Here is a 23,482-nt window from a genome sequence, read left to right on the forward strand (position 1 = left end):
AGTGGACGGGACTCGAACCCGCGACCTCCGGCGTGACAGGCCAGCATTCTAACCGACTGAACTACCACTCCGCTTTTTGAACGGAGGCAGGCACGAGGCCCGCAATCTCTGCGGCATCTGCGCAGCGCAGGGCGCGGCGGATGCTTCGAGAAACGAAACCCCCGATTTCTCAGGGGCTTCGGTGCAACTGGCGGAGTGGACGGGACTCGAACCCGCGACCTCCGGCGTGACAGGCCAGCATTCTAACCGACTGAACTACCACTCCGCTTTTGAAACTTGTCGCTCGGTGCTCTGGTGGGTGCTGAGGGTTTCGAACCCCCGACCCTCTCCGTGTAAAGGAGACGCTCTACCGCTGAGCTAAGCACCCTAGCGAGTCGATTAGTTTACGGCATCCTTCAGCGCTTTGCCAGCCTTGAAGGTCGGATTCTTCGACGCGGCGATCTTGATCGAGTCGCCGGTCTTCGGGTTGCGGCCGGTGCGCTCGGCACGGTCGCGCACCTGGAAGGTGCCGAAGCCAACGAGGGTCACGCTGTCGCCCTTCTTGAGCGCCTTGGTGACTTCGGACACGAAGGCGTCGACGGCGCGACCGGCTTCGGCCTTGGAGATATCCGCAGCGGCGGCGATAGCGTCGTTCAGTTCGGCTTTATTCATTTCTTGATGACTCCATGTGCGGCAGAAAACCGCGGAATTGAGGATCGGGTGTCGGCGTGGCCTGCCTCGTCTGCGACGAGGCCCCGATTGATTTTTTCACTACCAAGCACGCGCGTTCGCAGTGCTCGCAAGTCGTGCATTTATACCAGCGGCCTCCCACCCGCGCAAGCCGAAAAGCCAGCAACGGCGCGGGTTTGAGCCACTTGGGCGGGCGCGGTTCAGCGCCCTTCAGTGCTTGACGCGGGCGTTCGAGGATGCTTTCGGCTTGGGCTTGCGCCGCACCGGCTCGCCCTCGGCGGCGGCCGCGACCTTCGGCTTCAGCGGCGTCTCCAGCGCCAGGTCGAGCACTTCGTCGATCCACTTGACCGGCACGATCTTCAGGTCGCGGGTGACGTTCTCCGGAATGTCGGCCAGGTCCTTGCGGTTCTCCTCCGGGATGATCACCGTGTGGATGCCGCCGCGCAGCGCCGCCAGCAGCTTCTCCTTGAGTCCGCCGATCGCCGAGACGCGGCCGCGCAAGGTGATCTCGCCGGTCATCGCCACATCGGCCTTGACCGGCACCTTGGTCAGCATCGACACCAGCGAGGTCACCATCGCGATGCCGGCGCTGGGGCCGTCCTTCGGCGTGGCGCCATCGGGCACGTGCAGATGCACGTCGTGCTTCTGCAGGAAGTCGACCTCGATGCCGAGCCGCTCGGCGCGCGAACGCACCACCGACAGCGCCGCCGAGGCGGATTCCTTCATCACGTCGCCGAGCTGGCCGGTCAGGATCACCGCGCCCTTGCCCGGGACCAGGGTCGATTCGATCTGCAGCAGGTCGCCGCCGACTTCGGTCCAGGCCAGGCCGGTGACCAGGCCGACTTCGTTCTGCTCCTCGGCGCGGCCGAAATCGAAGCGGCGCACGCCCAGGTACTTGTCCAGGTTCTTGGAGCCGACGCTGACCCGCGCCTTGTCCTTGCGCACCGCCGCGCCCTTCTTCGCCGGCGCCTTCTTGGCCACCGCCGGCTGCGGACCGGCCAGCGCGATTTCCTTGACCACCTTGCGGCAGATCTTGGCGACTTCGCGCTCGAGGTTGCGCACGCCGGATTCGCGCGTGTAGTAGCGCACGATGTCGCGGATCGCGTCGGCGGCGATCTCCAGCTCATCGCCCTTCAGGCCGTTGGCCTTCAGCTGCTTGGGCACCAGGTAGCGCATGGCGATGGCGAGCTTCTCGTCCTCGGTGTAGCCGGGGATGCGGATCACCTCCATGCGGTCGAGCAGCGGGCCGGGGATGTTCAGCGAGTTGGAGGTCGCCACGAACATCACTTCGGACAGGTCCAGGTCCACTTCCAGGTAGTGGTCGTTGAAGGCGTTGTTCTGCTCGGGATCGAGCACTTCCAGCAACGCCGAGGACGGATCGCCGCGGAAGTCCATCGACATCTTGTCGATCTCGTCGAGCACGAACAGCGGATTCTTGCTGCTGACCTTGTTGAGGTTCTGCACGATGCGGCCCGGCATCGAGCCGACGTAGGTGCGCCGATGCCCACGGATCTCCGCCTCGTCGCGCACGCCGCCCAGCGACATGCGCACGAACTTGCGGTTGGTCGCCTTGGCGATGGACTGGCCGAGCGAGGTCTTGCCGACGCCGGGCGGACCGACCAGGCACAGGATCGGGCCCTTCATCTGCTTCACCCGCGACTGCACCGCCAGATATTCCAGGATGCGGTCCTTGACCTTCTCCAGGCCGTAGTGGTCGGCGTCCAGCGTTTCCTGCGCGACCTTCAGGTCCTTGCGCACCTTGCTGCGCTTCTTCCACGGCACGCCCAGCAGCCAGTCGAGATAGTTGCGCACGACCGCGGCCTCGGCCGACATCGGCGACATCTGCTTGAGCTTGTTGAGCTCGGCCTTGGCCTTGGTTTCCACCGGCTTGGGCATGCCCGCCTCGGCGATCTTGCGCGCCAGTTCTTCCAGCTCGCCGGGCGCGTCGTCCAGATCGCCCAGTTCCTTCTGGATCGCCTTCATCTGCTCGTTGAGGTAGTACTCGCGCTGGCTCTTCTCCATCTGCGACTTGACCCGGCCGCGGATGCGCTTCTCCAGCTGCTGCACGTCGATCTCGCCGTCGACCAGACCGACCAGCATCTCCAGCCGCTCGCCCACTTCCAGGGTTTCCAGCAGGCGCTGCTTGTCGGCCAGGCGCACGCCGATGTGCGCGGCGATGGTGTCGGCCAGGCGGCCCGGCTCGTCGATGCCCGACAGCGTCTGCAGCAGCTCCGGCGGCAGCTTGCGGTTGGTCTTGACGTACTGCTCGAACAGCGACATCAGCGAACGCGCGATCGCCTCGACCTCGCGCTCCTCGCGCGACTCGGCGGCATCGATCTCGCTGCCTTCGCCCTGCAGCGCGCCGTCGCGCTCGACCACCTTGTCGACGCTGACCCGCGACAGCCCCTCGACCAGCACCTTGATGGTGCCGTCGGGCAGCTTCAGCAATTGCAGCACCTGCGCCAGGGTGCCGACGTTGTACAGGTCGGCCGCCACCGGATCGTCGGTCTCGGCGGACTTCTGCGCGACCAGCAGGATGCGCTTGTCGGCCTCCATCGCGTGCTCGAGCGCGCGCATCGATTTGTCGCGGCCGACGAACAGCGGGATGACCATGTGCGGGAAGACCACGACGTCGCGCAACGGCAGGACCGGCAGGTCGAGGACTTCGGATTTGGACTGGGCCATGAGGGTTCCGATGTGGGGTGCGGGAATGCGGAAAGGCGGGCATAAAAATGCCGATGGCCCCGTTATGGGGCCATCGGCTGGATGATGCAAGGGCAGCGAAAAAGACCCTTTTCTTTCAAGCGTTTAGCCAGTCGCGACGGCCGCGGCAGGACAGCGCCGCGGCTTCACCCGGCACTCACTCGGCCGAGGCCACCTTCGGCGCCGGCGGCGGGGTCTGGTAGATCAGGTACGGCTCGGACTTGTGCTCGATCACCGACTCGTCCACCACCACCTTGCTGACGTTTTCCTGCGACGGCAGCTCGTACATCGTATCCAGCAGCACCGACTCGACGATGGTGCGCAGGCCGCGCGCACCGGTCTTGCGCTTGAGCGCCTTCTTGGCGATGGCCAGCAGCGCGTCGGGCCGGAATTCCAGCTCCACGCCTTCCATCTCGAACAGCTTCTTGAACTGCTTGGTGATCGCGTTCTTCGGCTCGGTCAGGATCCGGATCAGCGCCGGCTCGTCCAGTTCCTCGAGCGTGGCGACCACCGGCAGGCGGCCGACGAACTCGGGGATCAGGCCGAACTTGATCAGGTCTTCCGGCTCCACTTCGGCCAGGATCTTGCCGACTTCGCGCTTGCGCTCGGAACTCTTCACCTTGGCGCCGAAACCGATGCCGCCGACGTCGTTGGAGCGCTGCTGGATCACCTTGTCCAGGCCGGCGAACGCGCCGCCGCAGATGAACAGGATGTTCTTGGTGTCCACCTGCAGGAATTCCTGCTGCGGATGCTTGCGCCCGCCCTGCGGCGGCACCGACGCCACGGTGCCTTCGATCAGCTTCAGCAGCGCCTGCTGCACGCCTTCGCCGGACACGTCGCGGGTGATCGACGGGTTCTCGCTCTTGCGCGAGATCTTGTCGATTTCGTCGATGTAGACGATGCCCTGCTGCGCCTTGTCGACGTCGTAGTCGCACTTCTGCAGCAGCTTCTGGATGATGTTCTCCACGTCCTCGCCGACATAGCCGGCTTCGGTCAGCGTGGTCGCATCGGCGATCGTGAACGGCACGTTGAGCAGGCGCGCCAGCGTTTCGGCCAGCAGCGTCTTGCCCGAACCGGTCGGACCGACCAGCAGGATGTTGGACTTCGCCAGCTCGACTTCGTCGTTCTTCTGCCGGCTCTCGATGCGCTTGTAGTGGTTGTACACGGCCACGGCGAGCGTGCGCTTGGCGCGCAGCTGCCCGATCACGTACTGGTCCAGCACCTCGAGAATTTCCTTGGGCTTGGGCAGGCTGCTGCGTGCGGACTGCGCCTTCTCCTCGAGCTCCTCGCGGATGATGTCGTTGCACAGCTCGACGCATTCGTCGCAGATGAACACGCTCGGCCCGGCGATCAGCTTACGGACCTCGTGTTGACTCTTGCCGCAGAACGAGCAGTACAGAATCTTGTTGCTGTCGCCGGAACGGCCTTGCCGGTCTTCGCTCATTGCTTCGCTTACCCAGTTACCCCACCCGATGAACGGGGGTTCGATTTCGAGAATAACACAGGGCCGGGAGGACGCTAGCCCGACCCCGGCCCTGCGGAATACGCTGCGTTTTGCAGTACATGCAAGCCTTATGCCGGCTGGATCGACTCTTCCGGACGGCGCTCCAGCACCTGGTCGACCAGCCCGTAGGTCTGCGCGTCGACGGCGCTCTTGAAGTTGTCGCGCTCGGTATCGCGGGCGATGGTTTCCAGCGACTGGCCGGTGTGCTTGGCCAGGATTTCGTTCAGCCGCGAGCGCAGGGTCAGGATCTCGCGCGCGTGGATGTCGATATCGGTGGCCTGGCCCTGGAAGCCGCCCAGCGGCTGGTGGATCATCACCCGCGAGTTCGGCAGCGCATAGCGCTTGCCGGCCGCGCCCGACGCCAGCAGCAGCGCGCCCATCGAGGCGGCCTGGCCGACGCAGATGGTGCTCACGTCCGGCTTGATGTACTGCATGGTGTCGTAGATCGCCATGCCGGCGGTGACCACGCCGCCCGGCGAGTTGATGTAGATGCTGATGTCCTTTTCCGGGTTGTCCGCTTCCAGGAACAGCATCTGCGCCACGATCACGTTGGCCATGTGGTCGTCGATCGGACCGACCAGGAAGATCAGCCGCTCCTTCAGCAGGCGCGAATAGATGTCGTAGGCACGCTCGCCGCGACTGGTCTGCTCGACCACCATCGGAACCAGATTCAAGGCCTTGGTCACATTGTCCACGCGGGAACTCCTGCTCTGTGTCGTCCCTGCACGGGGATGTGCAGGGCTTCGCATCTTGTCGCGCCCCCACGGCTGCGAGGGCTTGGATTGCGTCTCCAACCCGCATGCAATATGCGGGCCGCCGCGAAGCGGCGCCTTACTGGCGGATCGCTTCCTGGAACGTCATCGCCTGCTCGGTGTGCTTGGCGCGCTCGGCGATCCAGTCGATCACCTGCTCTTCCATCACACGGCTCTGCAGTCCCCCCATCAATTGGGGATCGTTGCGGTACATCTCAATGACCTGTTCCGGCTCTTCGTAGGTCGAGGCGATCAGGCGCAGGGTTTCCGAGACCCGCTTGGGGTCCAGGCGCAGCTCGTTGCGGCGGGCGACCTCGCCGACCAGCAGGCCGACCAGCACGCGCTTGCGCGCCGCGTCCACGAAGCCCTGGTGAGCGTCGTCCGGCACCTGGCCCGGGTCGCGGCCGGAGCGGCGCATCTGTTCCACCTGCTGCGCCAGCATCGAACGCGCCTCGTTCTCGACCAGCCGCGGCGGCATTTCCACCGACGCGTAGGCGGCGATCAGCTGCTCGCCGACCTCGCGGCGCAGCCGGTTCATCAGCGCGCCCTTGAGCTCGCGCTCCAGGTTGATGCGGATGTCCTTGCGGAACTGCTCGGCATCGCCGCTCTTCACGCCGAAGCTCTTGATGAACTCCTTGTCCACCTCCGGCAGCACCGGCGCGGCGACTTCGACCGCCTTCACGTGCACCTGGACCTGCTTGCCGGCGAATTGCGGCACGCGCCAGTCGGCCGGGAAATCGACCGTCAGGGTCTTTTCCTCGTCCTTGGACAGGCCGACCAGGCCCTGCTCGATCGCCGGGAACATGACGCCCGAGCCGATCACGCTGCTGCCCTTCTCCACGCCCTCGGCGGGCAGGCGCTCGTCGCCGGCCTGCGACCAGGTTTCCAGGGTGACCAGGTCGCCGTCCTGCGCCGGACGCCCGGCGGGCTGCCAGGTGCGGCGCTGCAGGCGCAGGTTCTCGATCATCTGCTCGATGTCGGCGTCGGTGACCTCGGCGGTATGGCGGATCACTTCCAGCTTGGCCACGTCGATGTCGCCGAACTCCGGCACCACTTCGAAGGTGGCCACGAACTGCAGTTCGTTGTCGCCGGCGCGGTCGATGCGCGGGTTGCCGGCCAGGCGCAGTTCGTGCTCGCGCACCGCCGAGTCGAAGGTCTCGCGCAGCAGACCGTCCAGCGCCTCGGCGCGGATCTGCGGCCCGAAGCGCTGCTCGATCACCTTCGGCGGGATCTTGCCGGGACGGAAGCCCTTGATCCGCGCGGTGCGCGCGACTTCGCGCAGGCGGCCGCCGATATGGGTCTCCAGGCGCTCCTCCGGCAGGGTGAAGGTCAGACGCCGTTCCAAGGTACCGGTGGTTTCGATCGAAGCTTGCATGTGGACTCCTGCCACCGGGAGCCCACGGCTCTCGGCACGATGTAGAAAAATACGGGTTGACGCGGGCACGGGACGGCCGCCGCAGCCGGATAGTTTCGCCTATTCCCGCGGTGCCTGCCAGCGCACCCGGTCGGCCGGCGCCGCTGCAGGCCTGGCGCGGCGGGGGTGCGGACGGGGGGCAGGGGCGCGGCGGGCCGCGCAAGCGGCGCCGGGATGGTGCGAAAGAGGGGACTCGAACCCCTACGCCTTGCGGCACTGGTACCTAAAACCAGGGCGTCTACCAATTCCGCCACTTTCGCGCTGCGGCGCCGGAAGCGCTCGCCTGCGCATTGTTGCAGGCCTGCCGGCAAAGAAAAAGGCATCCGTCGGAGCCGATGCCGCTCCGCTCGATCCACCGCCGAGGAGCCGACGCTTGCGCGCAACGATCGAAAACCGATGCCGCCCGGACGGGCGATCAATGACTTATGAAGCAAATTCGCGGGTCGGAGCCGCCAATGACCCGCCATGCGCAGAGCGCCACCCCGGGTTCGGCCATCCCCCTGCTGACGACGCAAAGCGCAGCCTGTTTCAGCCCCGGCCGCCCTTGGGCGCTCTGCGCCGCCCCCGCACCGCCGCTGGCGCCAGCACGAACGCCAGCGACATCGGCCGATCGCGCGACGGATCGCGCGGGCGGCTCAGCAGGTCGCATAGCCGCTCCAGCAGCGCATTGGCCTCGGCCAGTTCCGCCTGGTTGAGCCAGCCCTTGTTGCGCGCCGCCCACAGTTGCCGGCCGGGGCCGTCGACCTCGACATTGCGCTGTTTCAAGGCGGCCAGGAAATCGCGCTCGGCGACCTGCGCCAGCCCCTTGGCGTAGGCGGCCAGGGCCGCGGACGCCTCGTCGCTGGCCAGGTCGTAGGACAGACGCAGCGGCACGCCTGCAGCGCCCGCCAAGCGGAAGACCCGCTCCCCTGCGGCGCCCTCGCCTTCCTGCACGAGGCCGCCCTCCGCGAGCAACTGCAGATGGTAGTAGAGCCCATCCGCCGGCCGCCCCAACTGCTCGGACAACTCGGCGACGGTCGCCATTCCCCCCAACGAGGCCAGCGTGTCCACGAGCTCCTGGCGCACCGGGGACGCCAACAGACGGATATGCGCCGGATCCCGGATCGCGGTGGCGTCGAACAGCTGCTTGGCGTTTTTTGTCATGTTGAAATTATATGGTATTTTTTCAAAACATTTCCGGGGGATCTTCATGCGAAGGCCGCAACCGTTCCATGCATTCCTTTTCTTCCTTGCCGTGGCGTCGGCACTGGCGCCAACGGCCAAGGCGGCCGAACGCTACAGCACGCAGCAGATCCATGCCGACCTCGACGCGCTGCAGGCGGGGATCGCAGCGACCCACCCGGATCCGTCGCATTCGGTCGATCCGGCCCAGCTCCAGCTTGCCATCGCTGCCTTGCGGCAGCGGGCCTCGACCGGGCTGGACCGCGATGCGGTCTGGCGGGACTTCTCCACGCTCAACCCGCTGCTTGCCGATGGCCATTTTTTCGTCGGCTACGCCGACTGGCGCGCAGAGACGGAACAGCACCTGCGCGGCGGCGGCGCCCTGTTTCCCTTCGAGGTCACGGTCGATGCGCAAGCGCGGGTGCGGATCCTCTCCGAACTGGGCGGCACCGCGACGGCGCTTTCCGGCAGCCCGGTCGCGACCATCAATGGCGTTCCCGCAGGCGCTGTCGTCCGCGCACTGCTCGCGCACGTGCACGGCGACAGCGCGCGCTTCCGCGCCGACCTGTTGTCGCGGCGCTGGTAGTTCTTCTACTGGAAGGTGTATGGCGCGCCCGCGACGTTCGAACTGACGTTCGCCGGGTCGCCGCAGGCGCGGCTGCGCCGACCTGCAAGCCACGCGCGTCCTGCGATCATGGTCGGCGAGGACGATTTCGACCGGCAGTTCGCGTTCGGACTGCGCCCGGACGCCTCCGCGGTCATGACCATCCGTACCTTCTCCTGGCCCGAACCGGCCGCATTCGTGGCGTTCGCGCATCGCGCGTTCCAGCAGATGCAGGCGAGCGGCACGCGCACGCTCGTCATCGACGTGCGGCAGAACGGCGGCGGCGACGATGCGCTGTGGCTGCAGGGGCTGCTGCCCTACCTCGCCGACCGCCCCTATCGCTGGGCATCGCGCTACACCAAGAAACCGCTTCGCGACGACCCCGCGAAACGCGAACGGGCGGGCGAGGTGCTGAGCGGAACCGTGGAGACGTGGAGCGCTCCGCGCACCGACGATCCCCTGCACTTCGACGGCAAGGTCTACGTCCTGATCGGCCCCGGCACTTATTCCTCGGCGGTGCTGTTCGCCAACGCGATGCAGGATTTCCATGCCGGGACGCTGATCGGAGAAGGCGCCAGCGTCAGGAGCACGCAGACCGGCGGCGTGCAGAAAATCGCGCTGCCGCAGACCGGACTGGTCCTGTGGGCGCCGCGCCTGCTGCTGGTGCGGCCATCGGGCGCAGCCACGCCGCGATGGCTGACGCCGGACATCCGCATCGACGACGATCCGCTGCACCCCGACGCGATGGTGGACGCGGCGCTGGCGATCGCTGCCGCGCAACGCTGACCGCGTCGCGCGGCAGCGGCGCCATGGCCGGCATGCGCTCGCGCACGATCGGCGCATAAAAAAACAGCCACTTGGCTTGCGCTAAGTGGCTGCTTGATTTGGTGGGCCGTCAAGGATTCGAACCTTGGACCTATTGATTAAGAGTCAACTGCTCTACCAACTGAGCTAACGGCCCTGAAACTGAGTCGCGCATCTTATGCGCTTTTTTGCTTCGTTGCAACACCCCGCGAAGCGGCGGGTCACGCGATCAATGGGGTGGCTGAGGGGACTCGAACCCCCGACATCTGGAATCACAATCCAGTACTCTAACCAGCTGAGCTACAGCCACCATTGAACTCTTGCAACACCCTGTCCGGCGCCGGAGTGGCGCGCCCGACAGGAATCGAACCTGTAACCGCCGGCTTAGAAGGCCGGTGCTCTATCCGGTTGAGCTACGGGCGCCCGGGCCGGATTGTCGCATTCCTCTCCGCCGTTTGGACATCGGATTGGTCGGGGTAGAGGGATTCGAACCCCCGACATCCTGCTCCCAAAGCAGGCGCGCTACCAGACTGCGCTATACCCCGGCGGAACATCCCTCGCGGCCGAGGCCGGAAAGGTCGGCTATTGTGGGAAGCTCGCGGCCCGGTGTCAACGGCACATCGCGTGACCGACTCCTGCGCTATGCTCGCCACTTGCGGCCGATACGGGCCAATCGTCTTCATTACAGGGAGAAACAGCATGATCCGCAGCGGCAACCCCGCCTTGAAGGAATCCACCTTCCTCGACCTCGGCAGCGGCGCCGTCGTTTCGCGCGACGGCGAGGCGATGACCCTGAACGGCACCATCCACAAGACCGGCGCCTTGCTGCTGCTGACCGTGCTGACCGCGGTGTTCGCCTGGAGCCAGTCGATCTCGATCGATGGCGCCGGCAACGAAGTGATCGCACCGGGCATCATCGGCTACGTGCTGGGCGGCGCCATCGGCGGCTTCATCCTGGCGTTGATCACCACGTTCAAGAAGACCTGGGCGCCGATCACCGCACCGCTGTACGCGCTGGTGGAAGGCTTCTTCCTGGGTTCGATCTCGGCACTGTACGAGCACCGCTTCAACGGCATCGTGCTGCAGGCGGTGCTGCTGACCTTCGGCACCCTGTTCGCGCTGCTGTTCGCCTACCGCAGCGGGCTGATCAAGGCCACCGAGAACTTCAAGCTGGGCGTGGTGGCGGCCACTGGCGGCATCGCGCTGGTGTACCTGGCGACCATCGTGCTCGGCCTGTTCAACATCCAGATCCCCTACATCCACGCGTCCGGCACGGTCGGCATCCTGTTCAGCCTGTTCGTGGTGGTGGTGGCGGCGCTGAACCTGGTGCTGGATTTCGACTTCATCGAGAGCGGCGTGGAACAGGGCGCGCCCAAGTACATGGAGTGGTACGGCGCGTTCGGGCTGATGGTCACCCTGGTGTGGCTGTACATCGAGTTCCTGCGGTTGCTGTCGAAGTTGCAGTCGCGGAATTGATTGGAAGCCGGGATTGGGGATTCGGGAGTGGGGATTCGTTGAAGCCCATCCTCTGAGCCGCCAGCTTCAGGACAAGAAAAAGGGCGCCGCAAGGCGCCCTTTTTCGTTGCCGCGGTCGTCGCCGGCTCAGAGGCGGCTGGCGATGGCCTTGGCGAAGCCCATGGTGTTGCCGCTGCCGCCCAGGTCCGGGGTCAGCCCGTCCTTGGCTTCCAGCGTGGCGACGATGGCGCTGCGCAGGCGTTCGGCGTTCTGCGGCTGGCCGACATGGTCCAGCAACTGCGCCGCGCCCAGCAGCAACGCGCACGGGTTGGCCTTGCCCTGCCCGGCGATGTCCGGGGCCGAGCCGTGCACGGCCTCGAAGATCGCCGCGTCGACGCCGATGTTGGCGCCCGGCGCCAGACCCAGGCCGCCGACCAGGCCGGCGCACAGGTCCGACAGGATGTCGCCGAACAGGTTGGTGGTGACGATGACGTCGAACTGCTCCGGACGCATCACCAGCTGCATGCAGGCGTTGTCGACGATCATTTCCTGGAACTCGATCTCCGGGTAGTTCGCCGCCACTTCGCGCGCCACCTTCAGGAACAGGCCCGAGGTGGACTTGATGATGTTGGCCTTGTGCACCGCGGTGACCTTCTTGCGGCCGGTCGCCCGCGCCAGGTCGAAGGCATAGCGGACGATGCGCTCGGAGCCCTTGCGGGTCACCTTGGCCATCGACACCGCGGTCTCGCCGTCGGCCGACACTTCCTGGCCTTCGCTCAGGTAGGCGCCTTCGGTGTTCTCGCGCACGGTGATCAGGTCCACGCCGGCGCCGAAGCGCGACTTGGTGTTCGGGAACGACTTGGCCGGACGCACGTTGGCGTACAGGTCGAACTGGCGGCGCATGGCCACGTTGATCGAGCTGAAGCCTTCGCCGACCGGCGTGGTCAGCGGGCTCTTCAGCGCGATCTTGTTCTTGCGGATCGAGTCCAGGGTGGCGGCCGGCAACAGGTCGCCGTGCTTCTCCAGGGCGACCAGGCCGGCGTCGGCGTATTCGTAGGTGAGGCCGGCGTTCAGCGCGTCGAGCACGAACAGCGTGGCGTCCATGATCTCGGGGCCGATGCCATCGCCACGAATGACCGTGATTGTCTGCGTCATAGGATTGGGGTTTCCGTACAGAGGGGGAACGCGCCGACCGGAAGCCCGGGCTGCAGGCGCAAGGAGGTTTCACCGGTAATTATGCCCGAAGCCGGTGAAGGCTCCCAAACCGCGCAGGCGCAAAACGCAGCGCGCCGCCCGCAGGCGGCGCGTACCGGGCGGATCCGGCGCCACTCAGCCGTGCGCGTGCTCCGCCGGCGCGGCGGCGGCGCCCTCCTCCAGCTTGTCGAGGAAATCCACTGCCCGGCGCAGGTGCGGAATCACGATCGAGCCACCGACCACCAGACCCACCGAGAAGGTCTCGAAGAACTCGTCGCGCTGCACGCCGGCCTCCTTGCACTGGGCCACGTGGTAGCTGATGCAGTCGTCGCAGCGCAGCACCAGCGAGGCGACCAGGCCGAGCAGTTCCTTGGTCTTCACGTCCAGCGCGCCGGCCTGGTAGGTCTGGGTATCGAGCGCGAAGAAGCGCCGCACCACCTGGTTCGGCTCGGCCAGGATGCGCTGGTTCATGCGCTGGCGAAACTCGGTGAACGCGCGCACCCGGTCCTGGCCATCACCGCCCTCGCCGCCCGCCTGCGCTGCACTCATGCCTGCGCCTCGGGCGCCTGGCCATCGAGCAGCGGCTGCAGCTTGCCGGCGCGGTGCAGCGCCATCATGTCGTCGTAGCCGCCGACATGGGTGTCGCCGACGAAGATCTGCGGCACGCTGGTGCGGCGCGCCAGGGCCACCATCTTCTCGCGCTCGGCCGGGTCCAGGTCGATGCGCACCTCGGTCCAGCTGCGGCCCTTGCTCTTCAGGAAGTTCTTGGCCGCCACGCAGTACGGGCAGATCGCGGTGGAATACAGGGTGATCGGCGGGCCGCCGGCCTGGCCGTCATCGGTAGCTTGGGTGTCCACGGGAAACTCCGGGCAAGAAATGGGGTCCAAGCCACTATGGTAGCGGCCAGGTGGATTTTCGAGTCCGCTGCCGCAACACTGCAGATCACCCCGGTTCAACCACCCTGGATTCACCCGCCGCCGCCGCGGCACCCCGCCCTGCCCTGGAGCCTCACTTGCGCCCGCTGCCGCTTGCCTTCGCGATCACCCTGGCTACCGCCGCCGCCATCGCGCCGGCGCAGGAGAACAAGCTGCCGGACATCGGCTCCTCGGCCGGCGAACTGCTGACCCCGGCGCGCCAGGCCGAGTACGGCAAGATGATGCTGGCCGAGCTGCGCAACTACGACTACGTGCTCGAAGATCCGCTGATCGACGACTGGCTGCAGACCATGGGCACCCGGCTCGGCGCCAACAGCGACCAGCCGCAGCAGAAGTACACGTTCTTCATGCTGCGCGACCGCCAGATCAACGCCTTCGCCACCCTGGGCGGCTATGTCGCGGTCAACGCCGGGCTGGTGCTGACCGCCGAGCGCGAGGACGAGGTCGCCGCGGTGCTGTCGCACGAGATCGCGCATATCACCCAGCAGCACGTGCTGCGCGGGGTGGAGCGGGCGCAACGCGACCAGGTGCCGATCCTGCTCGGCATGCTCGCCGCGGTGGTCGCCGCGCAGCAGGCCGGCGGCCGCTCCAGCGGCGACGCCACCCAGGCGGCGATCGCCAGCGGCCTGGGGCTGATGCAGCAGCGCCAGATCGACTACACCCGTTCCAACGAATCGGAAGCCGACCGCCTGGGCATCCGCACCCTGGCGCGCAGCGGTTACGACGTGGACGCGATGGCCGGCTTCTTCGAGCGCATGTCGCTGGCGATGCGCGGCAACCAGGGCGGCTACAGCACCCCCGACTACCTGATGACCCACCCGGTCACCACCACCCGCATCAGCGAGGCGCGGCAGCGCGCCGAACAGATGAAGAAGAACACGGTGACCCTGACCACCAGCGTGCCCGGCGGCACCCTGCAGGAGCGGGTCGATCCCAACGACGTGTCGCTGAGCCAGCCGCTGGGCGCGCCCAGCAACCCGTTGCTGCCCGGGCGCCTGCAGCTGCCGTTCGAGACCTATTCGCGCGGCGCCAGCGGCCAGTTCGAGTGGGCCCGCGAACGCCTGCGCGTGCTCAGCGCCAATACCCCGGCCGATGCGGTGCGCGAATACGAGGGCCTGCGCCAGGGCAGCAAGCAGGGCCTCAGCGACGCCCAGCGCTACGGCCTGGCGCTGGCCCGGCTGCGCGGCGGCGGCAGCCCGCAGGACGGCATGCAGACCCTGGAAGACCTGCTGAAGGCGCACCCGGACAGCTGGTGGCTGAGCCTGGCGGTGGCCGAGGCCGAATCGCGCAACGGCCGCAGCCAGCAGGCCAACCAGCGCTTCGACGCCCTGCTCAAGCGCCTGCCGAGCAACCGCGCGGTGGCGTTGACCTATGCCACGGCGCTGAACGAGCAAGGCGGCCGTGCCGCCGGGCAGCGCGCGCAGGCGGTGCTGCGCCCGCTGCTGGCCGCGGCCGCCGACGACCCGGTGTTCCAGCGCACTTTCGCCCGCGCCTGCGAACTGGCCGGCGACGGCAACCGCGCCGGCGAAGCCTACGCCGAGGCCGCCTACCTGAACGGACGCCCCGAGCAGGCGCTGATCCAGCTCAACAATCTGAAGAAGCGCGACGACCTCGACTACGTGGCGCGCGCACGCATCGATGCGCGGATTGCCGCGATCACGCCCACGGTGCTGGAACTGCGCCGCCAGGGCGTCCAGGATCCGGACGTGAAACAGCGCTGAAACGCAGTGTGGCGGCGGTCATCGAATAGTAATAAAACCGTAGTCTACTGGCGACCTCTCCTCCCAGTCCCACGGTGCCGTCGTGCAGAAACGCATCCTGATCGTCGACGACGAACCCGCCATCCGCGACATGGTGGCGTTCGCCCTGCGCAAGGGCGACTTCGAACCGGTCCACGCCGGCGACGCGCGGGAAGCGCAGACCTCCATCGCCGACCGCGTCCCCGACCTGATCCTGCTGGACTGGATGCTGCCCGGCACCAGCGGCCTGGAACTGGCCCGGCGCTGGCGCAAGGATGCGATGACCCGCGAGGTGCCGATCATCATGCTCACCGCGCGCGGCGAGGAAAACGACCGCGTCGGCGGCCTGGAAGCCGGCGTCGACGACTACGTGGTCAAGCCGTTCTCCGCCCGCGAGCTGCTGGCGCGGATCCGCGCGGTGATGCGGCGGACCCGCGACGACGACGAGGACGGCAGCGTCTCGGTCGGCAGTCTGCGCATCGATGGCGCCGCGCACCGGGTGTTCGCCGGCGATGCGCCGGTGCCGATCGGCCCCACCGAATACCGCCTGCTGCACTTCTTCATGACCCACCCCGAGCGCGTCTACAGCCGCGCGCAACTGCTCGACCACGTGTGGGGCGGCAGCGTCTACGTCGAGGAGCGCACCATCGACGTGCACATCCGCCGGCTGCGCAAGACCCTGGAGCCGTTCGCGGTGGAGAACATGGTGCAGACGGTGCGCGGCTCCGGCTACCGCTTCTCCTCGTCCATCTGACTGTCGCCGTCGCCTGCTATAAACGGCGGACGACGAATACGATCCATCGCGACAGAGCGCGCTCCCGATGCCCCGCCACATGCGTTACGCCTGGCTCAAGACCCTCGGCACCCTCGCCGCACTGCTGTTGCTGGCGGTGCTGGTCGGCTGGGTCGGCGGCCATGTGTGGATGGCCCTGACCCTGACCTCGCTGACGGTGATGGGCTGGCACTACTGGCGCCTGCGCCGCGTGTTGCGCCGGCTGACCGCGCGCCAGCGCTGGGAACCGCCGGCCGGCACCGGCGTGTGGAACGAACTGGACCGGCTGCTGTACCGCAGCCAGGCGGAAATGCGCACGCGCAAGCGGCGCCTGCTGGACATGCTGCGCGCCTACCGCGCCGCCGCCGCCGCGCTGCCCGACGCGGTGGTGGTGGTGGACCGCAACAGCCAGCGCATCCAGTGGTTCAACGAAGCCGCCGGCACCCTGCTCGGCCTGCGCCATCCCGGCGACCTCAACGTGCCGGTGGTGGAACGCCTGCAGCCGATGCCGCTGGCGCACTGGCTGGCCGGCGGCCGCAACGCCGAGCCGATGCTCGACACGCCCTCGCCGATCGACGACCGGCTGCGCCTGAACCTGCGCCTGATCCCCTACTCCGACGACTACTGGCTGCTGGTCGCGCGCGACGTCAGCAAGCTGCTGCAGCTGGAGCAGGTGCGCCGCGACTTCGTCGCCAACGTCTCGCACGAACTGCGCACGCCGCTGACCGTGGTGCACGGCTACCTGGACATGCTCGACCCGGAGGATTTCCCCGATTCCGGGCCGATGATCGCCGAGATGCGCAAGCAGTCGCAGCGCATGACCCAACTGGTCGAAGACCTGCTGACCCTGTCGCGGCTGGAATCGCAGGAACACGCCAACGAAGAGAGCATCGCGATGGCGCCGATGCTGGCCACGCTGCGCCGCGAGGCCGAAGCGCATAGCCAGGGCCGGCACCGCATCGAGGTGCACGACGAGGCCGACCTGGACCTGGTCGGATCCAACAAGGAATTGCACAGCGCGTTCTCCAACCTGGTCACCAACGCAGTGCGCTACACCCCTGCCGGCGGCTCGGTCAGCATCACCTTCGCCCGCGAAGGCGACGGCGCGGTGCTGTCGGTGCGCGACAGCGGCTACGGCATCCCGTCGCACCACCTGCCGCGCATCACCGAGCGCTTCTACCGCGTGTCCAGCAGCCGTTCGCGCGAAAGCGGCGGCACCGGGCTGGGGCTGTCGATCGTCAAGCATGTGCTGGGCCTGCACCAGGCGCGGCTGGACATCGAAAGCGAAGTCGGCAAGGGCAGCACGTTTTCCTGCCACTTCGGCGCCGGGCGCGTGCATCCGCGGCACGACCATGCCACCCTGACCTCCGCCTAACGAGTACCGCCATGCCACGCGCCGCCGCTTTGCCGCCCACGCCACCACCGGACGTTCCCAGCGACCCGCTGCGCGACCCGTCGCTGTATCTCAACCGCGAACTGTCGCAACTGGATTTCAATTTCCGCGTGCTGGCGCAGGCGCAGGATCCGAGCGTGCCGCTGCTGGAGCGGCTGCGTTTCCTGTGCATCTCCTGCACCAACCTCGACGAGTTCTTCGAGATCCGCGCCGCCACCGTGCGCCACGCGCTGGAATTCGGCTTGCCGCCAGCACCCGACGGGCTGAGTTCGAGCGCGGTCCTCAACACCATCCACGACCGTGCCGCGCAGCTGGTCGACCATCAGTACCGCTGCTGGAACGAAGTGCTGCGGCCGGCGCTGAAGGACGCCGGCATCGGCGTGCTCGGCCGCAACAGCTGGAATGCGCGGCAGAAGCGCTGGCTGCGCGCCTATTTCCGCAACGAGATCATGCCGGTGCTGTCGCCGCTGGGCCTGGACCCGGCGCATCCGTTCCCGAAGATCCTCAACAAGTCGCTGAACATCGTGGTGGTGCTGAAGGGCACCGACGCGTTCGGCCGCGTCGGCCACCTGGCGATCGTGCGCGCGCCGCGCTCGCTGCCGCGCATCATCCAGCTGCCGGAAAGCCTGTCCGAAGGCGGACAGAGCTTCGTGTTCCTGTCCTCGGTGCTGTCCACCTTCGTCGACGAACTGTTCCCGGGCATGGAGGTGATGGGCTCCTACCAGTTCCGCGTGACCCGCAATTCCGAGCTGGTGGTGGACGAGGAGGAAGTGGAGAACCTGGCGCTGGCGCTGCGCGACGAACTGGTCAACCGCGGCTACCGGCCGGCGGTGCGCCTGGAGATCGCCGAAGACTGCCCGAAGTCGATCGTGCGCACCCTGCTGCAGAACTTCGAGTTGCCGGAAAACGCGGTCTACCGCATCAACGGCCCGGTCAATCTGAGCCGGGTCAACCAGGTCTACGATCTGGTGCAGCGCCCGGAGTTGAAGTATCCGCCGATGAATCCGCGCACGCTGCGCGACAGCGACGGCATCTTCGCCATCGTCGCCGCCGACGACGTGCTGCTGCACCATCCGTTCGACGCGTTCACCGCGGTGCTGGACCTGATCAAGCAGGCCGCGGTGGACCCGCAGGTGCTGGCGATCAAGCAGACCCTGTACCGCACCGGCAAGGACTCGGGCATCGTCGATGCGCTGGTGCTGGCCGCGCGCAACGGCAAGGACGTGACCGTGGTGGTCGAGCTGCGCGCGCGCTTCGACGAGGAAGCCAACCTGGGCCTGGCCGATCGCCTGCAGGAAGCCGGCGTGCAGGTGGTGTACGGCGTGGTCGGCTACAAGACCCACGCCAAGATGCTGCTGATCGTGCGCCGCGAGGGCCGCAAGCTGCGCCGCTACGTGCATCTGGGCACCGGCAACTACCACAGCGGCACCGCGCGCGCCTACACCGACCTGAGCCTGATCACCGCCGACGCGGACATCTGCAACGACGTGCATCTGCTGTTCCAGCAGCTGTCCGGGCTGGCGCCGAAGATCCGCCTCAAGCGCCTGCTGCAGTCGCCGTTCACCCTGCACCCGGGCGTGCTGCACCGGATCGAGCGCGAAACCAAGCTGGCCCTGGCCGGGCGCCCGGGCCGCATCATCGCCAAGATGAACGCGCTCAACGAGCCGCAGGTGATCCGCGCGCTGTACGCGGCCTCGCAGGCCGGGGTGAAGATCGACCTGATCATCCGCGGCGCATGCACGCTGCGCCCCGGCGTGCCGGGCGTGTCGGACAACATCCGGGTGCGTTCGATCGTCGGCCGCTTCCTCGAGCACAGCCGCATCTACTGGTTCGGCAACGACGGCGCACCGGAACTGTTCTGCGCCAGCGCCGACTGGCTGGAGCGCAACCTGCTGCGGCGCGTGGAGACCTGCTTCCCGATCCTGGATCCGGATCTGGTCAAGCGCATCCATCGCGAGGTGTTGCAGAACTATCTGGCCGACAATCTCAATGCGTGGGAACTGGACGCCAGCGGCGCCTATCGCAAGCTGGCGCCGGGCCAGGACCAGCCGCCGCATTCGGCGCAGCTGACCCTGCTCGACGGGCTCTGAGCCACGCCACCTGCGCGCCGATGGACGGCACCTGCCGTGCATCGGCTACCATTCCGCCCATGCCTTCCATCTCCCCGTACACGCCGTTGCGCGATGGCGACCTGCTGGCCGCCATCGACCTGGGTTCCAACAGTTTCCACATGGTCGTGGCGCGGTATCAGCTCGGGCAGCTGCGGGTGGTGGACCGCCTGCGCGAGACCGTGCGCATGGCCGATGGACTGGACAACAAGGGCGGGCTGTCGGCCGAAGCGCGGCAGCGCGCGCTGGAATGCCTGGCGCGCTTCGGCCAGCGCATCCGCGACGTGCCGTCGCTGCACGTGCGCGCGCTGGCCACCAACACCGTGCGCCAGCTGCGCTCGCCGCAGGCGTTCCTGATCCCCGGCGAAACCGCGCTCGGCCATCCGATCGAAGTGGTCAGCGGCCGCGAGGAAGCGCGCCTGATCTACCTGGGCGTGGCGCATGCGCAGCCGCCCAAGCCGGACCAGCGCCGGCTGGTGATCGACATCGGCGGCGGCTCCACCGAATTCATCATCGGCCGCGGTTTCCAGACCCTGGAGCGCGAAAGCCTGCAGGCCGGCTGCATCGCCAGCACGCGGCGCTTCTTCCCCGGCGGCAAGCTGTCGAAGAAGAAATGGAAGGACGCGCTGACCGAGATCGGCGCCGAGTTCCAGCAGTTCGCCGGGCTGTACCGCACGCTGGGCTGGGACGAGGCGCTGGGTTCGTCGGGCACGCACAAGGCGATCGGCGAGATCTGCGCGGCGATGAAGCTGACCAAGGGCGCGATCACCGCCGAGGCGCTGCCGCTGCTGCGCGAACGCCTGCTGCTGGCCAAGCGCATCGAGGACATCGACCTGCCCGGCCTGTCCGCCGACCGCCGGCCGATCATCGCCGGCGGCGTGCTGGTGCTGGAAGCCGCGTTCCAGGCCCTGGGCCTGCAGCGCCTGATGGTCAGCAAGGCGGCCATGCGCGAAGGCATCCTGTACGACATGCTCGGCCGCGGCGGTGAGAACGATCCGCGCGAGACCGCGATCGCCGCGCTCACCCAGCGCTACGGCATCGACGAGGCGCAGGCCGCGCGCGTGGAAGCCACCGCGATGGCGCTGTTCGCGCAGGTCGCCACCGATTGGGCGCTGGATGCCGACGACGAACGCATGCTCGGTTGGGCCGCACGCCTGCACGAGTTGGGCCAGGCCATCGCGCACAGCCAGTACCACGTGCACGGCGCCTACGTGCTCGAGCACTCCGACATCGCCGGCTTCTCGCGGCAGGAGCAGCAGGTGCTGGCGACGCTGGTGCGCACCCATCGCCGCAACGTGCCCAAGACCGCATTCGACGCCCTGCCCGACCGCCTGCTGCTCAGCGCCAAGCGCAAGGCCGCGCTGCTGCGGCTGGCGGTGCTGCTGCATCGCGCCCACGAATCCGAGCCGATCCCGTCGCTGGACCTGAAGGCCAGCGGCGACGACCTGCACCTGATCCTGTCGCAGCCGTGGATCGAATCGCGGCCGCTGCAGCGCGCCGACCTGATCGGCGAGGTCGAGGGCATGGCGGGGTTGGGGATCAATTTCCGGCCGTTTGTGGCCTGAAAGCCGGGATTGGGGAATCGGGAATCGGGAATCGGGAATCGTAAAAGCTGGGCTGCTGGAGCGCTTTTTGCGAGCCGCATCGCCCTTATCGGGGGCCGCTGGTGAAAGCGCGGCTAAACGCCCTGGGCCGGCGTCATCATTCCTACATGCGGCGGACATGTTCGCTTCACCGCCTCGCGCGAAGCTTTGGCAAACTGGAGCCTGAAGCATGCGCTACGCGATCGTCACCGAGACGTACCCCCCTGAGGTCAACGGCGTCGCGCTGACCGTGCAGGGGCTGGAACTGGGATTGCGTGCGCTCGGCCATCAGGTCGACGTGGTGCGCCCGCGCCAGGTCGGCGACCGGCACGACGACGATGCGCTGCTGGTGCGCGGCGCGGCGCTGCCGCGCTACCCCGGCCTGAAGTTCGGCCTGCCCGCGCCGCGGCGCCTGTCCCGGCTGTGGCAGGCCACGCCGCCGGACGCGGTCTACATCGCCACCGAAGGCCCGCTCGGCTGGTCGGCGCTGCGCACCGCACGGCGCCTGGGCATCCCGATCGCCACCGGCCTGCACACCCGCTTCGACGAATACCTGCCCCAGTACGGCGCCGCCTGGCTGCAGTCGACCGCGCTGCGCTGGATGCGGCGCTTCCACAACCAGGCCGACGCCACCCTGGTGCCGACCCGCGAGCTGCTCGGCTTCCTCGCCGGGCAAGGCTTCGAGCGCGCACGCCTGCTGGCGCGCGCGGTGGACAACCGCCAGTTCGAACCGCAGCGCCGCGACGCGGAACTGCGCCGCGAGTGGGGCCTGGAGGCGGACGGTTGCGCGGCGCTGTACGTCGGCCGCATCGCTTCGGAAAAGAACCTGCCGCTGGCGGTGCGCGCGTTCCGCCAACTGCAGCGGGTGCGGCCGGAGGCGCGCTTCGTCTGGGTCGGCGACGGCCCGATGCGCGAGCGCCTGGCGCAGGAAAACCCCGACTTCATCTTCTGCGGCGTGCAGCGCGGCGACGCGCTGGCGCGGCACTTCGCCAGCGGCGACCTGTTCCTGTTCCCCAGCCGCAGCGAGACCTTCGGCAACGTGACCCTGGAAGCGATGGCCAGCGGCGTGGCCACGGTCGCCTTCGACTACGGCGCGGCGCGCGAATACCTGCGCGACGGCGTCAACGGCGCGGCGGTGGCCGACGACGACGGCTTCGTCGCCGCGGCGGTACGCCTGGCCGGCGACGACGCCCTGCGCCGGCAACTGGGCGAGGCCGCCTGCGCGGCGATGCAGCAGCTGCGCCCGGAACAGGTCGTGGCCGATTTCGAGGCGCTTCTCGGCGAACTGGCTTACAGCAGGAGGACCCATGTCGACGCGGCTTGAGATTCTGCGCGGGCACGAAACCCGCTGGTGCCGGCAAGCCAACCACTGGTGCCGGCGGCGCTCGGTGCGGCGCTTCTTCGCGCTGATCAGCCGCCTCGGCGACGGCGTGTTCTGGTATGCGCTGATGACCTTGCTGGTGGTCTGCGACGGCATGGGCGGCGTGTTCGCCTCCGCGCACATGGCCGCCACCGGCGTGGTCGCGCTGAGCCTGTACAAGGGCCTGAAGCGCTGGACCCGGCGCCCGCGCCCGTACGCGGCCGACCTGCGCATCCGCGCCTGGGTGGCGCCGCTGGACGAGTTCAGCTTCCCGTCCGGGCACACCCTGCATGCGGTGTCGTTCGGCATCGTCGCCCTGGCCTACTACCCGTGGCTGGCGCCGCTGCTGATCCCCTTCATCGCCTGCGTGGCGCTGTCGCGGGTGGTGCTGGGCCTGCACTATCCCAGCGACGTGCTCGCCGCCACCGCGATCGGCGCGCTGCTGGCCGGGGTGTCGCTGTGGGTGGTTTGAGGCTGGGAATGGAGAACCGGAAATAGGGAATGGGAAGAGCCGGCGCCTTTTCCATTCCCGATTCCCCATTCTCCATTTCCGGCTCCATTACAATGCGGCAATGACCACGCTGTTCATTTCCGACCTGCATCTGGATCCGGCCCGGCCGGCGATCACCGCGCTGTTTCTGGACTTCCTGCGCGGCGAAGCGCGCGGTGCCGAGGCGCTGTACATCCTCGGCGACCTGTTCGAGGCCTGGATCGGCGACGACACGCCGTCGGAAACGGCCGACGCGGTGGCGCTGGAGCTGCGCGCGCTGAGCGACGCCGGGGTGCCGGTGTTCTTCATGCACGGCAACCGCGATTTCCTGCTCGGCGCCGACTATGCGCGCCGCGCCGGCATGCGCCTGCTGCCGGATCCGTGCGTGATCGATCTGTACGCCGAGCCGACGCTGCTGCTGCACGGCGACCTGCTGTGCACCGACGACACCGCCTACCAGGCGTTCCGCGCGCAGACCCGCGACCCGGCGTTCCAGCAGCAGTTCCTGGCGCAGCCGCTGGCCGCGCGCATCGCCTATGCGCAGCAGGCACGCGCCGCCAGCCAGGCGCGGCAGGCGGAAATGAAGCAAGGCGACCGCGCCCAGTTCGAAACCGTCACCGACGTGGCGCCGGACGAGGTCGTGGCCAGCTTCGCGCGCTACGGCGTGGCGCGGATGATCCATGGCCATACCCACCGCCCCGCCGTGCACGCGCTGGACGCCAACGGCCGCAGCTGCACCCGCATCGTGCTCGGCGACTGGTACGAACAGGGCTCGGTGCTGCGCGTGGATGCGCAGGGCTGCCGGCTGCAGCAGCTGTAATCGGCAGCGGCAGGAAACGCGC

At 67.8% G+C, this 23,482-nt stretch carries 20 protein-coding genes and 8 tRNA genes; 11 read left to right on the forward strand and 17 right to left on the reverse strand.

Features of this window, described 5'->3' with window-relative positions; translation table 11 throughout:
- The 10 genes from H9658_RS08425 to H9658_RS08470 form a co-directional block, all read right to left on the reverse strand.
- Nucleotides 1-71: transfer RNA gene (locus H9658_RS08425), tRNA-Asp, on the reverse strand.
- Nucleotides 72-188: 117 nt separating this feature from the next.
- A tRNA-Asp gene (locus H9658_RS08430) sits at nt 189-265 on the reverse strand.
- Between the two features lie 27 nt (nt 266-292).
- Nucleotides 293-367 (reverse strand) — tRNA-Val (locus H9658_RS08435).
- Between the two features lie 11 nt (nt 368-378).
- Nucleotides 379-696: an HU family DNA-binding protein gene (locus H9658_RS08440; RefSeq protein WP_228320647.1), complete on the reverse strand. Its 318-nt coding sequence runs from the start codon at nt 694-696 to the stop codon at nt 379-381.
- 183 nt (nt 697-879) lie between these two features.
- A complete protein-coding gene (gene lon / locus H9658_RS08445) occupies nt 880-3,354 on the reverse strand; it encodes an endopeptidase La (RefSeq protein WP_179570634.1) in 2,475 nt (824 codons plus the stop codon).
- Nucleotides 3,355-3,529: 175 nt separating this feature from the next.
- Nucleotides 3,530-4,816 (reverse strand): ATP-dependent Clp protease ATP-binding subunit ClpX, encoded by a 1,287-nt coding sequence (clpX, locus tag H9658_RS08450; RefSeq protein ID WP_003468538.1) that lies wholly within the window; start codon nt 4,814-4,816, stop codon nt 3,530-3,532.
- Between the two features lie 128 nt (nt 4,817-4,944).
- Nucleotides 4,945-5,571 carry an ATP-dependent Clp endopeptidase proteolytic subunit ClpP gene (gene clpP / locus H9658_RS08455; RefSeq protein ID WP_179570633.1) on the reverse strand — a complete coding sequence of 209 codons (627 nt, stop codon included), beginning with the start codon at nt 5,569-5,571 and terminating at the stop codon, nt 4,945-4,947.
- A gap of 136 nt (nt 5,572-5,707) precedes the next feature.
- Nucleotides 5,708-7,003, reverse strand: coding sequence for a trigger factor (tig, locus tag H9658_RS08460; RefSeq protein WP_191825036.1), 1,296 nt, complete (start codon nt 7,001-7,003; stop codon nt 5,708-5,710).
- Nucleotides 7,004-7,217: 214 nt separating this feature from the next.
- Nucleotides 7,218-7,302, reverse strand: a tRNA-Leu gene (locus tag H9658_RS08465).
- Nucleotides 7,303-7,570: 268 nt separating this feature from the next.
- Complete coding sequence (locus H9658_RS08470) at nt 7,571-8,233, reverse strand: winged helix-turn-helix domain-containing protein (RefSeq protein ID WP_225209828.1); 663 nt, start codon at nt 8,231-8,233, stop codon at nt 7,571-7,573.
- Here H9658_RS08470 and H9658_RS08475 point away from each other — a divergent pair.
- Nucleotides 8,232-8,789 carry a hypothetical protein gene (locus tag H9658_RS08475; RefSeq protein WP_191825037.1) on the forward strand — a complete coding sequence of 186 codons (558 nt, stop codon included), beginning with the start codon at nt 8,232-8,234 and terminating at the stop codon, nt 8,787-8,789. The two genes, H9658_RS08470 and H9658_RS08475, sit on opposite strands and share 2 nt — an antisense overlap.
- A gap of 174 nt (nt 8,790-8,963) precedes the next feature.
- On the forward strand, nt 8,964-9,593 hold the full coding sequence (locus H9658_RS08480; RefSeq protein ID WP_225209850.1) for a S41 family peptidase: 630 nt from the start codon (nt 8,964-8,966) through the stop codon (nt 9,591-9,593).
- 99 nt (nt 9,594-9,692) lie between these two features.
- On the opposite strand, the gene H9658_RS08485 is transcribed toward H9658_RS08480, so the two are convergent.
- The 4 genes from H9658_RS08485 to H9658_RS08500 form a co-directional block, all read right to left on the reverse strand.
- A tRNA-Lys gene (locus H9658_RS08485) sits at nt 9,693-9,768 on the reverse strand.
- 76 nt (nt 9,769-9,844) lie between these two features.
- Nucleotides 9,845-9,921, reverse strand: a tRNA-His gene (locus H9658_RS08490).
- Nucleotides 9,922-9,957: 36 nt separating this feature from the next.
- Nucleotides 9,958-10,034: transfer RNA gene (locus tag H9658_RS08495), tRNA-Arg, on the reverse strand.
- A 45-nt stretch (nt 10,035-10,079) separates the two neighbouring features.
- Nucleotides 10,080-10,156, reverse strand: a tRNA-Pro gene (locus H9658_RS08500).
- 154 nt (nt 10,157-10,310) lie between these two features.
- Between H9658_RS08500 and H9658_RS08505 the strand changes: the two genes are divergently transcribed.
- Nucleotides 10,311-11,087 carry a Bax inhibitor-1/YccA family protein gene (locus H9658_RS08505; RefSeq protein ID WP_225209829.1) on the forward strand — a complete coding sequence of 259 codons (777 nt, stop codon included), beginning with the start codon at nt 10,311-10,313 and terminating at the stop codon, nt 11,085-11,087.
- 126 nt (nt 11,088-11,213) lie between these two features.
- On the opposite strand, the gene H9658_RS08510 is transcribed toward H9658_RS08505, so the two are convergent.
- The 3 genes from H9658_RS08510 to grxC all read right to left on the reverse strand — a co-directional run bounded on the left by H9658_RS08510 (nt 11,214) and on the right by grxC (nt 13,117).
- A complete protein-coding gene (locus H9658_RS08510) occupies nt 11,214-12,221 on the reverse strand; it encodes an isocitrate dehydrogenase (RefSeq protein WP_179570629.1) in 1,008 nt (335 codons plus the stop codon).
- A 174-nt stretch (nt 12,222-12,395) separates the two neighbouring features.
- Complete coding sequence (locus H9658_RS08515; RefSeq protein ID WP_191825039.1) at nt 12,396-12,809, reverse strand: carboxymuconolactone decarboxylase family protein; 414 nt, start codon at nt 12,807-12,809, stop codon at nt 12,396-12,398.
- Nucleotides 12,806-13,117 carry a glutaredoxin 3 gene (grxC, locus tag H9658_RS08520; RefSeq protein WP_179570627.1) on the reverse strand — a complete coding sequence of 104 codons (312 nt, stop codon included), beginning with the start codon at nt 13,115-13,117 and terminating at the stop codon, nt 12,806-12,808. The genes H9658_RS08515 and grxC overlap by 4 nt, the downstream gene beginning before the upstream one ends.
- Nucleotides 13,118-13,272: 155 nt before the next feature.
- Between grxC and H9658_RS08525 the strand changes: the two genes are divergently transcribed.
- From H9658_RS08525 to lpxH, 8 genes are all read left to right on the forward strand, one after another.
- Nucleotides 13,273-14,916: a M48 family metalloprotease gene (locus H9658_RS08525; protein WP_179570626.1), complete on the forward strand. Its 1,644-nt coding sequence runs from the start codon at nt 13,273-13,275 to the stop codon at nt 14,914-14,916.
- 82 nt (nt 14,917-14,998) lie between these two features.
- On the forward strand, nt 14,999-15,688 hold the full coding sequence (gene phoB / locus H9658_RS08530) for a phosphate regulon transcriptional regulator PhoB (RefSeq protein ID WP_003468516.1): 690 nt from the start codon (nt 14,999-15,001) through the stop codon (nt 15,686-15,688).
- A gap of 67 nt (nt 15,689-15,755) precedes the next feature.
- Nucleotides 15,756-17,081: a phosphate regulon sensor histidine kinase PhoR gene (gene phoR, locus H9658_RS08535; RefSeq protein ID WP_179570625.1), complete on the forward strand. Its 1,326-nt coding sequence runs from the start codon at nt 15,756-15,758 to the stop codon at nt 17,079-17,081.
- Between the two features lie 11 nt (nt 17,082-17,092).
- On the forward strand, nt 17,093-19,189 hold the full coding sequence (gene ppk1, locus H9658_RS08540; RefSeq protein ID WP_191825040.1) for a polyphosphate kinase 1: 2,097 nt from the start codon (nt 17,093-17,095) through the stop codon (nt 19,187-19,189).
- A gap of 59 nt (nt 19,190-19,248) precedes the next feature.
- The gene (gene ppx, locus H9658_RS08545; protein WP_179570623.1) at nt 19,249-20,772 is read left to right on the forward strand and encodes an exopolyphosphatase; all 1,524 of its coding nucleotides are present in this window, start codon (nt 19,249-19,251) and stop codon (nt 20,770-20,772) included.
- A 208-nt stretch (nt 20,773-20,980) separates the two neighbouring features.
- Nucleotides 20,981-22,114 (forward strand): glycosyltransferase family 4 protein, encoded by a 1,134-nt coding sequence (locus tag H9658_RS08550; RefSeq protein WP_191825041.1) that lies wholly within the window; start codon nt 20,981-20,983, stop codon nt 22,112-22,114.
- Nucleotides 22,098-22,622, forward strand: coding sequence for a phosphatase PAP2 family protein (locus H9658_RS08555; protein WP_191825042.1), 525 nt, complete (start codon nt 22,098-22,100; stop codon nt 22,620-22,622). Before H9658_RS08550 ends, H9658_RS08555 begins: the two co-directional genes overlap by 17 nt.
- Nucleotides 22,623-22,722: 100 nt before the next feature.
- The gene (gene lpxH / locus H9658_RS08560; RefSeq protein ID WP_179570620.1) at nt 22,723-23,460 is read left to right on the forward strand and encodes a UDP-2,3-diacylglucosamine diphosphatase; all 738 of its coding nucleotides are present in this window, start codon (nt 22,723-22,725) and stop codon (nt 23,458-23,460) included.
- Nucleotides 23,461-23,482 lie beyond the last annotated feature (22 nt).

It is taken from the genome of Xanthomonas bonasiae, assembly GCF_014836395.1.
Lineage (GTDB): Bacteria > Pseudomonadota > Gammaproteobacteria > Xanthomonadales > Xanthomonadaceae > Xanthomonas_A > Xanthomonas_A bonasiae.